Source organism: Mesorhizobium sp. ORS 3428, assembly GCF_001854785.1.
Classification (GTDB): domain Bacteria; phylum Pseudomonadota; class Alphaproteobacteria; order Rhizobiales; family Rhizobiaceae; genus Mesorhizobium.
In genome coordinates this window covers 28,162-44,174 of the sequence record NZ_MDFL01000068.1, presented here as the reverse complement: position 1 = coordinate 44,174, position 16,013 = coordinate 28,162, and the positions used below count along the sequence as shown (strand labels likewise).

Here is a 16,013-nt window from a genome sequence, read left to right as displayed (position 1 = left end):
GAGCGGACCGCCGCCGCATTTGCGCAGCGCTGAAACGGACACAGAGATGAACCAGCACGTAGCGGCCAAAGTCGCCGATCCCGTCCCCATTCGGCCTGCGGGGTCGGAAGATGTCGTGCGCCTTGTCGACCTGAAGCGCCGTTTCGGCGCGACGGCGGCGCTCGACGGCGTTTCGCTTACGGTGAAAAAGGGCGAGATCCTCGGCATCATCGGCCGCAGCGGCGCCGGCAAGTCGACATTGATCCGCTGCCTGAACRGCCTGGAGCGGCCGGATTCCGGCGAGGTCTTCATCGAGGGCGGCGAGATCGGSCGGCTCGGCGAGCGCGAATTGCAGCCGTTGCGTCGCCGCATCGGCATGGTCTTCCAGCACTTCAACCTGTTGTCGGCGAAGACCGTCGAGGAAAACGTCGCGCTGCCGCTGAAGATCGAAGGGCGGCCGCGGGCCGAGCGCCTGGCGCGCGCGGCCGAGCTGCTGCAACTCGTCGGCCTCTCGGAAAAAGCCAAGGCCTATCCGGCCTCGCTATCCGGCGGGCAGAAGCAGCGTGTCGGTATCGCCAGGGCGCTCGCTGCGCGCCCGGCACTGCTGCTCTCCGACGAGGCGACCTCGGCGCTCGATCCGGAAACGACGCGTTCGATTCTGGCGCTGCTCAAGGACATCAATTCCAGGCTCGGTCTCACCATCCTGCTCGTCACGCACGAAATGGAGGTGATCCGTTCGATCGCCGACCGCGTGGCGGTGATCGATGCCGGCCGGATCGTCGAGGAGGGCGCCGTCTGGCGCGTCTTTGCCGATCCGAAATCGGAGATCACGCGCAGCCTGCTCGGCGCCATCCGGCCGCAACTGCCGACGGAGATTGCCAGGAGGCTTGTCCCTGGCGAAGGCGCGGGAACGATCCTCAGGATCGATGTGGCCGGCGAGGCCGCGCGCGGCGCATTGCTGTCCGATCTCGCCGTCGCGGTGCCCGGTCCGTTCCGCCTCGTGCACGGCGGCGTCGACCATGTCCAGCAGCAGCCTGTCGGCACGCTGTTCCTGTCCGTTCCGGGGACAGACGCCGCGCATCTCGCGCGGGCAACCGCATTCCTGAAAGACCGCGGCGCGCGGGTGGAGGTGCTTGGCCATGTCGCCGGTCCTGTTTGAACTCTTGCTCCGCTCGATCTGGGAGACGGTGCTGATGACCGGCGCTTCCGGCCTCATCTCGCTGGTGTTCGGCCTGCCGCTCGGTCTCGCGCTGGTCGCCACCGATCGCGGCAGCATCGCCGAAAATCTCTGGGTGAACCGCATCCTCGGCGCCATCATCAACGGCTTTCGTTCCGTCCCCTTCATCATCCTTCTGGTGGCGCTGATCCCGGTGACGCGCCTGATCGTCGGCACCTCGATCGGCACCTGGGCGGCGATCGTGCCGCTGTCGATCGCGGCAACGCCCTACTATGCCCGCATCGCGGAAGTCTCGCTGCGCGAGGTGGATCACGGGCTGATCGAGGCGGCGCGCGCCATGGGCGGCAACCGCTGGACGATCATCCGCGAGGTGCTGGTGCCGGAGGCGCTGCCTGGCATCGTCGCCGGTTTCACGGTGACGCTGGTTACGCTTGTCRGCGCCTCGGCCATGGCCGGCGCCATCGGCGCCGGCGGCCTAGGGGATCTCGCCATCCGCTATGGCTACCAGCGCTTCGAGACCAGCGTCATGGTTGCGGTCGTCATCGTGCTCATCGTGCTGGTTTGCGGGATCCAGTGGATCGGCGACCGGCTGGTGGCGCGGCTGGACCATCGCGGATGACCGTCGTCTGGCTTTCGCGGCTCGCGGCACGTTATTTGCCCTGTGAGTGGGGAATTGAGCGCCGGCTTGCTCCGATTGCATGAGATTGGATCGTGCATTGCTTGGACGGCAAGGAGCCGCGTGCCATCGTAGGCAGAGGTCGCAAGTTGCCGCGAGAGGAGCCCTTCCATGGCCAGAATAGTTCCGGTGCTCGATCTCGACCGCCTGGAACAGGGCGAGTCGGAACTCCGGACCTTCCTGTTCGATCTGCGCACCGCCGCGCGCGACGTCGGCTTCTTCTATCTCAGCGGCCACGGCATAACGCAGTCGGACATTGACGCGGTGCTCAACGCCGCGCGTCGTTTCTTTGCCCTGCCGGAGGCCGACAAGCTTGCCATCGAAATGGTGAAGTCGCCGCAGTTCCGCGGCTATACCCGCGCCGGCGGCGAACTGACCAAAGGCAAGGCCGACTGGCGTGAGCAGCTCGACATCGGCGTCGAGCGCGCGACGATCCCGCAAGGGCCGGGCGTGCCGGCCTGGACGCGGCTGCAGGGCCCGAACCAGTGGCCGGCAACACTTCCCGAACTGAAGCCGGTCCTGCTTGCCTGGCAGGCAAAGGCGACAGAGGTTGCGATACGCCTTCTCAAGGCCTTCGCTCTCTCGCTCGACCAGCCGGAGGACGCCTTCGATCCGATCTATCGCGGCGAGCCCAACCACCGCATGAAGACCGTTCGCTATCCCGGCCGCGACGCCGCCGGCGATGACCAGGGCGTCGGCGCGCACAAGGATGGCGGATTTCTCACGCTTCTGCTGCAGGACGAGAACAAGGGGCTGCAGGTCGAATATGACGGCAGCTGGGTGGATGTCGATCCGATCCCGCGAACGCTGGTGGTCAATATCGGCGAACTGCTCGAGCTGGCCTCGAACGGCTATCTCAGGGCAACCGTGCACCGCGTCGTCACGCCGCCGCCAGGCGTCGAGCGGATTTCGGTGCCGTTTTTCTTCAGCGCCCGCCTCGACGCGACGATCCCGCTACTCGACCTGCCGCCGGAACTGGCGGCCGAAGCGCGCGGCGCGGCCAGCGATCCCGACAATCCGCTGTTCCGCAACGTCGGCACCAATGTGCTCAAGAGCCGGCTGAGGTCGCATCCCGACGTCGCGCGCCGGCACTACCCCGACCTTCTGGAAAAAGCCGCGGCAGCCGGCTGAGTTTTAGTCGGGGTCGAGCGAGATTTTTTCGCGTTCCGGACTTTTTTTGGAATTCTGTTCGTCGCAAATGCGCAGGCCCGAGCCCAAATATCGGGTGTCGTCCGGTGTTTTCCTCCCATTGCGCCGGGCGATGTTCCCCTCTGAAGGTTATGACCTTCACCTTGGCCGGGCCGTTTTCACGCCCGGCCATTTTTCTTTCGAAACGATTCCAGGAAATGTGCGAGGCGGTTCTCCGTCTGGAATTGCGCCAGGGGCGGACCGCGAAGTCGCACGGCCAAAAGCGCGGCCGCCCTTCAAGCGCGCTTTTCGACGCTCAATTGGCGGTAGCCAATGCTGCGTCGGGTGGCACCCGCTGTGCCAGCCTGAAGGCAGGGCAACAAAACTTTAGACAAGGCATCAACTTTGCGGCGGCTGGAGCTACACCTGCGCGTCGCAAACGGCTATCTATCGTTCGCGGCATCATGCTTCGGGGTCATGGGCGGGGGCGGGCTTGCAGCTGGATTTGAAAACGATCGAGGCGCTTGCGCCTGACCAGGCCTCGCTTGGCGCCGCTGCCAAGCTGACCAAACGGTCGAACTGGCCTCGCCTCGAGACGAACGAACAGCTGGGGCTCATCTGGGGCGAATGCCAGGGTTCAGGGTCGAATCCCTATCGCGTCGTCTTCGACACCGGCGACCATGGCTACAAATGCACCTGTCCGTCGCGAAAGTTTCCGTGCAAGCACATATTGGGGCTGATGTGGATCGGCRCCACGGCGCCGGTCAGCTTCGATCGTGTCGACCAGACGCCGGAATGGGTGAACGACTGGCTTGGCAGGCGCCGCAAGCCGGGGCAGCARCAAACGCAGGCTGCGGCGAGTTCGCAAGGCAAAAGCATCGATGAAGCGTCGCGGCCCGAGCAGAGCGCCCCGGTCGAAGACGCCGCGGCAGCCGAACGCCGCGAGGCGGCGCAGCGCAAGCGCGCCGAGGACACGCGAAGCGCTGTCGCGGCCGCGCTCGATGAGCTCGATCAATGGATCGCCGACCAGCTTCGGCTCGGCCTTGCAGGATTTGTCGACGCTTGCAGCGAGCGATGCCGACGTATCGCGGCACGGCTCGTCGACCTCAAGGCGACGGCGCTGGCCGGTCGCCTCGACGAGCTGCCGGCGCGGCTGATGGCGCTGCGCAGCGAGGAGAAACCGGATGCCGCGATCCGCGAGCTCGGCAAGCTGGTGCTGCTCGCCAAGGCCTGGCGCGCCGCGCCCGACGATGCCGAGCTGAAGCGCCTTGTTTCGACGTCCGAGACACGCGACCAGATCCTTGCCAATCCCGACGCCGTCCAGGTCGAAAGCGATTGGGAGGTGCTCGGAGAGAAGATCGAGACCCGCCGCGACGGGCTTGTCAGCCACGCGACTTGGCTGCTCGATCTGAAGAGCCAAACTCCACGGTTTGCCGCCCTGCTCGATTTCTTCCCCGCCTCCGCCGGGCGGCGCTCCGGCGCCTTCGCGCCGGGGGACCGCTTCAAGGCCAGGCTCGTGTTCTATCCGTCCCGCAATCCGCTGCGGGCGCTGGTCGCGGACCGGCAGGGCGACGCGGCGCCGGGCAATTGGCCCGATTTCGCCCCGGACGCCGCCGGCGACCCGCTGGCCGCCTACGCCGCGTTCCAGGATGGCGCGCCCTGGCTCTCGGACTGCCCGATCATCCTGCCGGCAGGCGCGATCGCGCTGGACGAGAAGGACGGCGTCTGGTGGCGGGCGAGCGATCCGCATGGCATCGCCCTGCCGGTCGCCGGCTCCATCAACCAGGCCTTGCTCGGCCTTGATCTTGCGGCCCCTGCCGCACTCTGGAACGGCGCCAGGCTCGAGCTTCTGGCGTCGCAGAGCAGCATCGGGAGGCTTGACCTGTCGTGAACGAGCTCGAGCAGGCAGGGCTGGCAAGACTGCGCGACGGCTGGATTTCCGGCGGGGCTATGTTTGAGCTTGCACCGGTCGATTGGAAGGAGATCGCGACGGCCGCCACCTCCGACGAGCAGGAGCGGCGGCTGCTGGCGATCGCCGCGCAGGCGCTGGATGTCGCGCTTCGGCCGGATGCCCCCAAAATGTTGAAGCGGCGCCCGCCACTGCCAGTGCTCGCGCTGCCGATGCTGCCCGATCGCCTGCGGCCGCTGCTGCGTGCTGTATTGAAATACGCGGCCGATGCGAGGCTCAAGACCCGCGTGGCCGCGCTCGTCGCCAGCCGCGGCTTCGTGCTGCATCCGATGGATTGGATGCCTGCCCCGTCATATCAGGAAAGTCCAGACGTCTATGCTCCCTGGATCGATTGGCAGGCAGGCGCGGACAGCGAAAAACAGTCCCGACGCGAGCATCTGACGGCGGAAACCTGGGATGATTTCTATCCCGCCGCGCGCCGTACCGCGCTGGTCGATCTACGGCGCACCATGCCTGCCGTGGCGCGTACTCTTATCGAGACCAAGGGAGCAAGCGAGCCGGCGGAGGTCAGGATGGCGCTCATTGAACTCATGCGCTTCGGCCTGAGGCCGATGACGTTCCGTTTCTGAAGAGCCTGTCTGCCGATCGCTCAGGCAAGGTGCGCGAAATGGCCGGCCGGCTCCTGGCAAGGTTGGGGGAACATGGYAATCCGGCTGATAGCGGGTCGGAAAATCCGACAGCTGAGCTCGCCGCTTTCATCGAGGAAGGCAAATCCGGCTTCATCCGCCGCCGCTCCACCTACGCGCCGATAAAACTCAAGTCGCCTGCTCAACAAGCACGTCGCGCCGACTTGTTCGTATCCTGTTACTTCGGCGATCTCGTCGCCCGCTTCGGCAAGACCGAGCCCGATTTCATCGGCGCTTGGCAGTTCGGCGTTGATGAGGGTGCCGATCTCTTTCTCGTTCGAATGGTCTCGCTGTCCGGCAGCGATGCGGYGGTGGCCTGCTTGGCGGATTTACTTATCGCCGCAGGTGGCAAGCTGGCCCTTCTCGTCCTCCAACTCATGTTGCGTTTGGACGGCGGCAGGAAGCGTGTCCTGATTAGGCAGATCCTGAATGACGGGCAAAATCTGGCGGCGCTCAACCTGGTCGAAGGCGCGGAAGCAGGCTGGCTGGAATGGGGCGATCTCGCAAAGGGCAAGACGCTTTCAGTGCTGCGTTCCGCCGTCTCGGGTGACAACGACGTCACGAAACGAAGCGCCGAGCAGTATCTCGAAACCATAGGCTTTCTGGCCAATCCGGAGACGGCAGAAAAATTGATCGACGGGGTCGTCGCCGCGGGCCTGCCGCCCGCGTCCCCATCGCTCGGCCTGCTGCGGCTCAACGCGGCGCTGGCCGAACGCCCTTCCCAATCCGACAGATGATCAACCCGGAGAAGATCGCATGAACGCAGCCATCCGCCTTCCGGCCGAGCAGGTCTATGCCTCCGAACTGCAGGCGCTCGCGCGCGACGACGACCGCCAGAAGCCTGCCGGCTGGAGCCTGTCGCCCAAGGCTGTCCTCACTTATCTGATGGGCGGCAGGGCGAGTGACGGCACACTCATCACGCCGAAATATGTCGGCCGCCGGCAATTGATGGAGACAGCGGTCGCCACGCTCGCGACCGACCGGGCGCTGCTTCTGCTCGGCGTCCCGGGAACGGCGAAATCCTGGGTCTCGGAACATCTTGCGGGCGCCATCATGGGATGCTCGACGCTGATCGTGCAATGCACCGCCGGCACCGACGAGAACCAGATCCGCTACGGCTGGAACTATGCGCAGCTTCTGGCGAAGGGCCCGAGCCAGGAGGCCCTGGTGCCGACGCCGCTTTACCGCGCCATGCAGGAAGGCAAGCTCTGCCGCCTGGAGGAGCTGACGCGCATGGGCTCGGACGTGCAGGACACGCTCATCACCGTGCTGTCCGAAAAGATGATGCCGGTGCCGGAGCTGAACACCTCGATCTATGCCCAGCGCGGCTTCAACATCATCGCCACCGCCAACAACCGCGACAAGGGTGTCAACGAACTCTCCTCGGCGCTGAAGCGCCGTTTCAATGTCGTTGTGCTGCCTCTGCCGGWGGACATGGCGGAGGAAGTCTCGATCGTCTCCAGGCGCGTCGGCGAGATGGCCGGCGGTTTGGACCTCCCGGTGCCGAAGAACGTCGGAGAGGAGATCGCTCGCGTGCTCACCATTTTCCGCGAGCTGCGCTCCGGCGCGACCGCCGACGGCAAGATGACGCTGAAGACACCATCGGGCTCGCTTTCCACCGCGGAGGCGATCGCCACGATGATCAGCGGCCTCAGCCAGGCGGCGTGGTTCGATGGCGGCAAGCTCCACGCCGAAGGCCTGGCGCCGAGCCTTGTCGGCGCGATCGTCAAGGACCCGGTCCAGGACAAGGTCGTGCTGGAGGAATATCTGGAGACAGTGCTGAAAAAGCGTCCGGACTATGCCGGTTATTACGCGGCGCTCAACGCGGCCATTTGAGCCATGGCGCAAGGCGGCATCAGCTATTTCGGCATCCGCCATCACGGGCCGGGCTCCGCCGGGAGCCTGGTCAAGGCGCTGCGGGAACTGCAGCCGGTCGCCGTGCTGATCGAGGGGCCGGCGGATGCGTCGCCGCTACTGCCGCTGCTCGCCAGCCCCGACATGAAGCCGCCGGTGGCGCTGCTCTGTTATCCGGAGGACGATCCCGCCGCGACGAGCTTCTGGCCCTTCGCCGAATTCTCTCCCGAATACCAGGCGGCACTTTGGGCCGTTGCCAACAAGGCGGCGCTGCGCTTCATCGATCTGCCATCCGCGGTCCGCTTGGCCGGGGAGGCGCCTGAAGGACCGACGGACGCCGATGCCGCCGATGCGGAGGCCATGGAAGGGCAGGGCGAAGAGGCATCGCGGATCCAGGATCCGATCGGCACCTTGGCCCGCGCCGCCGGCTACGAGGACGGCGAAAGCTGGTGGTCGGACATCATCGAGCAGAATCCCGAACCCGGCCCGATCTTCGCAGCCATCGCCGACGCGATGACGACGCTGCGTGAGGGCGAAACGTCGATCGGCAAATTCGAGGCCATGCGCGAAGCGCATATGCGGCTGGAGATCGCGGCCGCGCGAAAGGAGTTCGACGGAACTCTGGCGGTGGTCTGCGGCGCTTGGCACGTACCGGCCTTGCAGGCAGCGCATACGCAAAAAGGCGACCAGGCCCTGCTCAAGGGGATAGGCCGGCGCAAGACCATGATGACTTTCGCGCCCTGGACCGGACCGCGCCTGGCCATGGGCTATGGCTACGGCGCCGGGGTCGTCGCACCCGCTGGTGCAAGCATCTGTGGCAGACGCGTGGGCAAGACGACGCTTCGGTGCTGTGGCTCGCGCGGATCGCGTCGGTGCTCCGCACGAAGGGCCACATGATCTCGACGGCGTCGCTGATCGAAGCCGAGCGCCTGGCGCGGGCGCTCGCCGCCATCCGCGAACGGCCGAAGCCGGGATTCGAGGAACTGCGCGACGCCTCGATTGCGGCCCTCTTCAACGGCGAGGYCTTGCTGTGGGAGATGGTCGAGGCCGAGCTGCTGCTCGGCGCCGATGTCGGCGAAATACCGCCCGACACGCCGCTTGCGCCGCTGATCGACGACCTGCAGCGCAACCAGAAGGCCGCCCGGCTGAAGCCGGAAGCGCTCGAGCGGGAACTTTCCATCGATCTCCGAAGCGAGAGCGGGCTTTTTCGGTCGACGCTGCTTCATCGGCTGAACGTGCTCGGCGTGAACTGGGGCAAGCTGACGGACGTTGGACGCAGCCGCGGCACGTTCCGCGAGCGCTGGATGCTGGCCTGGCAGCCGGAATATGCGGTGCGCCTCGTGGAGAACCTGATCTACGGGCCGACCATCGAGAAAGCCGCCAACGGCCGCCTTATCCAGATGATCGGCGCCGCCGCGACGCTCGATGCGCTTGCCGCGCTGGTCCAGAGCGCCATCACCGCCGCCTTGAGCGAGGCATCCTCGGCCGGCCTCGCCGCGCTTGAGGACAAGGCGGCGGTGAGCAGCGAGTGCCTGGAAATCCTGGCCTCGGTGCCRCCGCTGGCCGACATCATCCGCTACGGCGAAGCGCGCAAGACCGAGACGGACCGCCTTGCCGGTCTGTTGGAGCGGCTGGTCGTCGAGGGCTCGATTGCCCTGCCTTACGCCGCGCGCGACCTCGACGCGCAGGCAGCCGCGGCGCTGATGGGGGCGCTCCGCAAGGCCGATGAGGCGATCAGGCTGGTGGAGCCGGATGAGGATGTTCTGGACGCCTGGCGCAACGGTCTCGCGGCCGTGCTTGACTCCGCGCGATCGACGCCGCTCGTCGCCGGCTGCGCTGCGCATCTTCTCTATGAAGCCGGCCGGCTGTCCGCCGAAGACGCGGCCGACCTGCTGGCGAAGCGCCTGTCACCGGGGACGCCGGTCGCCGATGCCGCCGCCTTCTTCGAAGGCTTCTTCAGCGGCGCCGGTCAAAGGCTGATCTATGACGAGGGGCTGCGCGGCGCCGTCGATGCCTGGCTGGCATCGCTCGACGAAGAGGCCTTTGTTGCGCATCTGCCGCTGCTGCGCCGCGTCTTTTCCAACCTCGACAGTATGGAGCGGCGACGCTTGATCGAGGCCGTGCTCGGTCGCCGAGCAAGCCTGCCCGCTGGGCTGACGCCGGCGCCGGATGGCGGCGAGGCATGGCGCCGGCATTTTGGACTGCTTCGCAACCTGATTACAGGAGAGTCCTGCCATGGATGAAGCGACGGGGCCGGGGTTCGATCCGACGGAAGGGACGCGGGAGCGCCGCTGGCGGCTGGCGATCGGCGCCGACGACGAAGCCTCGTCGGCGCTGTCGGCCGAGGACCGCCGGCTTTCGGCCGCGCTCGACGCGCTCTATGGCGACGGCAGTGGCGGGACGGCCGCCGACCAGCGCAAGCGGCGCGGCGGTCTTGGCCGCTCGGCGCCGCGCGTCGCTCAATGGATGGGCGATATCCGCTCCTTCTTCCCCGAGCAGGTCGTCCAGGTCGTGCAGAAGGACGCATTCGAACGGCTGAACCTGAAGCAGATGCTGATGGAACCCGAGTTCCTCAAGGCGATCGAGGCAGACGTCAATCTGGTTGCCGATCTGGTTTCATTACGCTCGGCGATGCCTGAGAAGACAAAGGACATCGCCCGCTCGATCATATCCGATATCGTCGCCAAGCTGATGCAGCGTCTCGAGCAGAAAACCGCCGAGGCGATACGCGGCGCGCTCGATCGGTCGCGGCGCACCAACCGGCCCCGCCAGCGCGACATCGACTGGCCGCGCACCATCGCGGCGAACCTCCGCCATTATCAGCCCGACCACAAAACTGTCGTGCCGGAAAAGCTGATCGGCTTCATGCGACGCCAGCGACGGCTGGTCGACCTTGACGAGGTGACCCTCTGCGTCGACCAGTCCGGCTCGATGGCAAGCTCGGTCATCTACGCCTCGATCTTTGCCGCCGTGATGGCCTCGCTGCCGGTCGTTCGTACCAAGCTCGTCTGCTTCGACACCGCGATCGTCGATCTGACGGAAGAACTCAGCGACCCGGTCGAAGTGCTGTTCGGAGTTCAGCTTGGCGGCGGCACCGACATCAACCAGGCGGTCGCCTATTGTGCCGAGCGCATCGAGCGGCCGACCAAGGCGCATTTCGTATTRATCACCGACCTCTTTGAAGGCGGCAACGGCCAGGAGCTGCTCCGCCGACTGGCCGCRCTGGCGCGGTCGGGCGTCAATGTCATCGTGCTGCTGGCGCTCACCGATCAGGGCCGCCCCGGCTACGACCCCTCCATGGCCGGTTCGGTAGCCGCACTCGGTATCCCGGTCTTTGCCTGTACGCCGGACCACTTTCCCGACATGATGGCGGCGGCGCTGCGCCGGGAAGACATTGGCGCCTGGGCGGCCGGAGCGGACATCAAGCTCATTCGCGCCGACACTGAAGCGCCAGGCGCAGCCGAATAGGTCGCAGCGCTGTTCAGAACGGCTTCTCGCCGATCACCTCGAAGCGCTCGACCGCGCAGTGCTCGGCGATCACAGCCAGAATGTCCGTCGAAGGCTCGACCGCGTCGGGCTGCTTCCATTGAACGTTGAAGGAAAAAACAAAACAGCTGCGGCCGACATCGTGCTCCATGCCGACGAAGCGGGCATCATAGCCAAGTGGGCGCACAATGTCAGCAATGTCGGGAGGGGAGTTCTTCGGCCATGAGACGGAAAGGATCGCCTTGTGGGCGCGCGAGATCTTGAGGTCGACCCATTTCAGCGTCTGCAGCGTCACCAGGGTCAATACCGTTGCGATCGCACCGAGGCCGAACTGGCCGCCGCCGAAGGCCAGCCCGATCATCGTCATGATCCACATCGTCGCGGCGGTGGTCACCCCGGTGACGAGATCGCCGCGCCTCAGGATCGCGCCGCCGCCGATGAAGCCGACGCCGGTGAGCACGCCGAGCGCAAAGCGCATCACATCCATGCGCACGAAGGTGTCCGGTCCCTTGCCGATCATGCCGAGCAGCATGTTGCCCTGGACCATGGCAACGCAGGCCGCAAGTCCGACCAGTATGGTCGTGCGCAGCCCGGCGGAATGGCCGCGCGCCTCGCGGTTCAGGCCGATGAGGAAACCGGCGAGCAAAGTCAGCAACAGCCGTCCGACCAGGTCAAGCGCGGTCGGGTGGAGCGGCATGTCGCAGCAGAGCGACTGGAGCATCCTCTGTCAGGCCGGCGCAGGCGCCATGCCCTCCATTGCATCTGCAACGTTCAACTAGGCTTGACCGCCGAAAGYTCCGTGGCTGTTCCTTCCAGCAGCCGCGAACAGCCACGGGCATTGCCTTCGGCCGGCAATCGCTTGTTGCGAGCTTTGTGCCCGCGGAGCCGATACGCGTCCGGGAATCCCCGAAAAATATGCCTGAGATGGCTGAAGGGCTCCACGAATGTCCTCCAGGCTCATAGCCACATCAGGCCGGGCTCCCATCGGGATCAGGTGTCGGGAGGGCGCGGTAGGACCACTCCCGACTGTCCCTGAAACGTGTTTCGGCCTAGCCTGAACGCCGAAGAGCGCTCGATCCAAGATTGGAGACTGCGATGAATGCAAGGATGAACAAACGCGCCAGAATGTTGCCGCCTGCCGCTGCACTGGGCCTGGCGGCAGTTCCCCTGGCCACTCACGTCTGGGCTCAGGCGACCGCGACTGCCGATGGCGCAGCCGCTTCTCAAGAGGGGCCAGGCAAGACAGTGGTGCAGTCTGACAACAATCGAGCGGCGGCATCCGTGGGCCACCATGGGGCAGCCGCGGCCGCCGGGCCGGGTGCCGATGCAAATGCCGACAACGGAGAGGCGCGCGCGCAGGCGGGCAGCGGCGAAGACAACTCGAAAGACGAAAATTCGAGCGGCCATGCCCACGCCCAGGCTGGTAGCGACGCCAGTGCCAGCACGGACGGCGGAGCCCACGCCTCGGCGGGAGGCGCGCACGCCAATTCGAATGGCGCGAGCGCCAAAGCCGGCGACAGCGGGCCTGGCGTCAGCGTAAGCGTGAGCGGCAAAGGCGCTTCGGCCAGCGCCGTGGCCAGGCCTCCTCGGTAGCTGGTGCCCAACTGCCCGCCGCGCGGTGTGGGGAGCAGCTTGTTCCGGGAAGCCTGATTATTTAGCGAGGTTGGACAACTGGCTGGCGAGGACGATTTGCGGGCGGGATAAGCGAAAAGCGCCGCGAGGCCAGAGCGGTTCAGCGCTTGGTAGAATCTACCCTGCCGCAAATACGATACCTACCTACCGCAGGCCGACCATCTACGACAGGCTGACCAGCCCCACCCGCACGGCGTAGCGCACCAATCCGGGAACATCGAAAATGCCGAGCCGTTCCATCACGTGCGAGCGGTGYGACTCCACGGTCTTCACGGAAACGTCGAGGGTATACGCGATTTCCTTCGTGTTYTTTCCTTCCGCAATGAGCTGCAGCACTTCGCGTTGCCGCGACGTCAGTGCCTCGAGCACGGTTTTTTGCTCGCCGGCACGACCGAGATAGTCGGTTATTATTTTGCCCGATATGCCCGGGCCGAGGTAATTTTTGCCGCCTGCCACCGATTCGATCGCCAGGGCAAGTTCCGACACGGCCGCACTCTTCAGCATGTAACCCCACGCTCCCGCGCGCAGGGCCTGGAGGACATATTCCTCGCTGGCATGGACAGAGAGAATAATGACGCGGGTGTGGGGGACCTCCTTGGCGATGCGCGCGGTAGCCTCGAGCCCGTTGAGGTCGGGCATGGATATGTCCATAAGGACGATCTGAGGTCGAAGCTTCTTCACCTGCGCCAGCGCCGCGCGACCCGTTTCAGCTTCCGCAATCACCTCGACATCCGGCAACTGCTCCAGCAACGCCCGCAGGCCGGCACGCACCAGCGTATGGTCGTCGGCGAGYAGCAGCCGGACTCGTCTGGCGGGGCTCATCTCTGCGCAGTCCTGGTCGCCTCGCCCCAGGGGAGCCGCGCACAAACCTCCGTTCCTCTGCCCCTCCTCGATCGCACGAGCAAATGACCGCCGGCCAGCAAGGCATCCTCACGCATGCCCGACAGGCCGAGCGAGCGGCCCTGCGCTGCACCTTCCATTGCCACGGCGGTATCGAAGCCAACTCCGTCGTCGCGCACGACAAGCCGCAGGTCCTTGTGGCCGGCACGCAGTTTGACCCATACGCGCGACGCGTTCGCATGCCGGACGACATTGGTAACCGCCCCCTGGACAATGCGATAGCAGGCCGTCGTGGTGCTTGATGGCAAAGGCATGCCGATCGGGTCAGCGTCAAACCGCGCTTCCAGGCCAGCTCGTTGAGCCCAGCGATTGACATAGCAACGCAGGGTCGCCTCCAATCCTCCATGGTCCGGCATCATGGGACGAAGGTCCAGCGAGAGGCTGCGTACCTGCTCAAGCACGTCTTCAAGGAGCCTGACGCTTTCCGCGATGGGTTCGGCAAGCTCGGCGCTGCCGGTATCGTTGGTGGCCGTCTCCAGGTTGATTTTCACAGCCGTGAGCGCCTGGCAGACGTCATCGTGGAGCTCGCGAGCCAGCGCGTGGCGCTCTCTTTCCTGCAATTCGACGATCTGCCGCGCCAGAAGCTGCAGCAGGCCGACATCGGATTGATGCCGCGCCTCGGCCTGCCGCAGCCTTTGATAGGCGAGCGCGTTCTGGATCGCCGTTGCGACAGCCTGGAACAGCGCGACCAGCCTCTCCTGGTCGGCCTGCGTGAATCTCGCACCGCCCATTTTGTTGARGAGTCCGACAAAGCCGATCACGTCGTCCTTGGCATCGAATAGGGGAATGCAGACTGCGTTTCGGATGGCAAGTTCAGCGCACCTGTCCTCGTCGGCAAACGAATCTCTCATCGGATCGTTCGTGAGACAGGGCTTCTTATGTGTCAGGAGCCACCGCAGCGTTTCATCCCCAAGCGGAAAGGACCTCAAACGCCGTCGTTTCGATTGCTGCCATTCCCCGCAAAGCGTTATCCGCCTTTCCCCACATAAGCCGAAGCAGCCTCGCTCCGCGTCGAGGAGCAGAACGGCCTCTCGGACAATGCCGTCCATCAGAGCATCCAGATCGAGCGCAGAGCGCAATTTCTCGCAAATGCGGGACAGGGCAAGAACGGTATCTGCGTCCGCGCTGCGGCGTTTGGGTCTACCCTTCGCAAGGCCTCGGCCGGCATGCGCCGAGTGCTTTTCGATCACTGACGTTTTTTGTGGGATTGCGCCGTCTGTCGCGTTACCTGCCGCCATGCTGAGGCCCTCCCTTTTCCACGGGGGCTGAACAGCTGTGCTGACAGGCGCGTATGCCAGTGGCTTGGGGCCATCCGACCCGGYCGACTCCCACCTGTCGGCAAGTCCAGCAGATCGTCGCACCTCTTGTGAAGCGAGTCTGCGAACTCCTGCATGGGGACATGCTCCCGCATGAGGATATGAGCAGTATCTAAGGCACCGTCCGGATGTGTAAACCCGCGGAGCCCACTGAATGGGCGGTGATTTTGCGCAATTGAAATCCTTTCGGCGCGTCTTGGYGCAGTCGGCACAGCCACCGCGCCAGGCGGCTGAAGGCCGTATCGAGACGCGTCACGTCGTTGGCAGGGAAAAGTCGGATGAAGCGCTCGGCCTCAGGACCTGCCATCTGCGTCGGTGATGTCCGTGAACGAAGGGGCGATGGGGCGACCGTGGATCAGGCACCAGATACGTGCAGGCCGGAAGCAGCTTCGGGCTGCCCCCGGCCTGCGCATGTCACCGCATTGCTTGATTGTGGCTTATCAAGATCAGCCAGAGGCGGCGGCTGCTCCTGCGGCCGCTGCTGCTGCCGCTGCCGCCGCTCCACCAGTGCCACCAGTGCTAGCACCAGCCGCGGCACCAGCCGCACCGGATGCTGCGGCCGAGCCGCCAGGGCCAGCCGCGGATGCGCCGGCAGAGGCGCCGGCCGAGGCCGACGCCGAAGCCGCATTGGCGTCAACCGACAGCACCGGGACTGCCAGAAGTGACAGCACTGATCCGGCCACAAAGATGCGTGCGAGTTTGCCCAACTTATTGATCATAGGCCTTCTCCTATTTGGCTGTTTCAAGTTGCGGTCAAAGCACAGCCGATCCCCACCCCCGTCTCCCGCGGGTTGCCCGCGGGAGACGGGAAGCGCTCCCGGTGTGATCGATTGTGCGATGGGCAAGGATTGTAGTTGGATGAGCCTTCGGATCGTATCGGTGCCGATCCTAAATCGCCTTCCGAAATGCGTGACGGCATGGCGTGGAGATCAGGAACTGTCCTAGGCTTTCCCGGAATATACGGGAGGTCGTAGGGAGATTCCGCCGCTCGCCTTTGCGAAATCGGCGGTCCGCGTAAGGGATATCCTTAGGTGCCGTGGCGGGCCGTTCGCTCAGCGGGCGCGACAGCCCCTCACCGGAGGGCGATGCTCAGCACCAGTGCCAGCACGACGATGCCAACCAGCCCGGCGATGAAGATGATGCGGCGGGTGCGCGTGCGCAGGATGATTTCGCCCTGCCTGGCGTCCTCACCGGAAAAGACCGGTCGTCCTTCCTTGTCGCGATCCTTGCTCATGATCTGCTTCCTTCCCTGCGGACGAGCATGAGAGGT

The 16,013-nt window shown here is 65.3% G+C and carries 12 protein-coding genes and 1 pseudogene; 9 read left to right on the top strand and 4 right to left on the bottom strand.

The window, feature by feature from the left end; translation table 11 throughout:
- Positions 1-46: 46 nt before the first annotated feature.
- From ORS3428_RS07910 to ORS3428_RS07875, 9 genes and pseudogenes are all read left to right on the top strand, one after another.
- Positions 47-1,138, top strand: a complete 1,092-nt coding sequence (locus tag ORS3428_RS07910) for a methionine ABC transporter ATP-binding protein (RefSeq protein WP_071096198.1) — start codon at positions 47-49, stop codon at positions 1,136-1,138.
- Positions 1,119-1,775, top strand: coding sequence for a methionine ABC transporter permease (locus tag ORS3428_RS07905; protein ID WP_071096196.1), 657 nt, complete (start codon positions 1,119-1,121; stop codon positions 1,773-1,775). The genes ORS3428_RS07910 and ORS3428_RS07905 overlap by 20 nt, the downstream gene beginning before the upstream one ends.
- Before the next feature lie 168 nt (positions 1,776-1,943).
- The gene (locus ORS3428_RS07900) at positions 1,944-2,963 is read left to right on the top strand and encodes an isopenicillin N synthase family dioxygenase (RefSeq protein WP_071096194.1); all 1,020 of its coding nucleotides are present in this window, start codon (positions 1,944-1,946) and stop codon (positions 2,961-2,963) included.
- Positions 2,964-3,453: 490 nt separating this feature from the next.
- Entirely contained in the window at positions 3,454-4,851 is a 1,398-nt protein-coding gene (locus tag ORS3428_RS07895; protein WP_071096192.1) for an SWIM zinc finger family protein, read from the top strand.
- Entirely contained in the window at positions 4,848-5,498 is a 651-nt protein-coding gene (locus ORS3428_RS33890; protein ID WP_244507888.1) for a DUF5691 domain-containing protein, read from the top strand. The genes ORS3428_RS07895 and ORS3428_RS33890 overlap by 4 nt, the downstream gene beginning before the upstream one ends.
- A gap of 38 nt (positions 5,499-5,536) precedes the next feature.
- Complete coding sequence (locus tag ORS3428_RS33885; protein WP_244507887.1) at positions 5,537-6,292, top strand: hypothetical protein; 756 nt, start codon at positions 5,537-5,539, stop codon at positions 6,290-6,292.
- Between the two features lie 19 nt (positions 6,293-6,311).
- Positions 6,312-7,391: an ATP-binding protein gene (locus ORS3428_RS07885; protein ID WP_071096190.1), complete on the top strand. Its 1,080-nt coding sequence runs from the start codon at positions 6,312-6,314 to the stop codon at positions 7,389-7,391.
- A 3-nt stretch (positions 7,392-7,394) separates the two neighbouring features.
- Positions 7,395-9,652 (top strand): annotated as a pseudogene (locus ORS3428_RS07880) (DUF5682 family protein).
- Entirely contained in the window at positions 9,645-10,877 is a 1,233-nt protein-coding gene (locus ORS3428_RS07875; protein ID WP_071096189.1) for a VWA domain-containing protein, read from the top strand. Before ORS3428_RS07880 ends, ORS3428_RS07875 begins: the two are co-directional and overlap by 8 nt.
- Before the next feature lie 13 nt (positions 10,878-10,890).
- Here ORS3428_RS07875 and ORS3428_RS07870 read toward each other — a convergent pair whose 3' ends face one another.
- The 4 genes from ORS3428_RS07870 to ORS3428_RS07850 all read right to left on the bottom strand — a co-directional run bounded on the left by ORS3428_RS07870 (position 10,891) and on the right by ORS3428_RS07850 (position 15,977).
- Complete coding sequence (locus tag ORS3428_RS07870) at positions 10,891-11,616, bottom strand: MgtC/SapB family protein (protein ID WP_071096187.1); 726 nt, start codon at positions 11,614-11,616, stop codon at positions 10,891-10,893.
- A 1,073-nt stretch (positions 11,617-12,689) separates the two neighbouring features.
- Positions 12,690-13,349 (bottom strand): response regulator transcription factor, encoded by a 660-nt coding sequence (locus tag ORS3428_RS07860; protein ID WP_071096353.1) that lies wholly within the window; start codon positions 13,347-13,349, stop codon positions 12,690-12,692.
- The gene (locus ORS3428_RS07855; protein ID WP_083355050.1) at positions 13,346-14,665 is read right to left on the bottom strand and encodes a GAF domain-containing sensor histidine kinase; all 1,320 of its coding nucleotides are present in this window, start codon (positions 14,663-14,665) and stop codon (positions 13,346-13,348) included. Before ORS3428_RS07855 ends, ORS3428_RS07860 begins: the two co-directional genes overlap by 4 nt.
- A gap of 1,150 nt (positions 14,666-15,815) precedes the next feature.
- The gene (locus ORS3428_RS07850) at positions 15,816-15,977 is read right to left on the bottom strand and encodes a peptide ABC transporter permease (RefSeq protein ID WP_071096183.1); all 162 of its coding nucleotides are present in this window, start codon (positions 15,975-15,977) and stop codon (positions 15,816-15,818) included.
- Positions 15,978-16,013 lie beyond the last annotated feature (36 nt).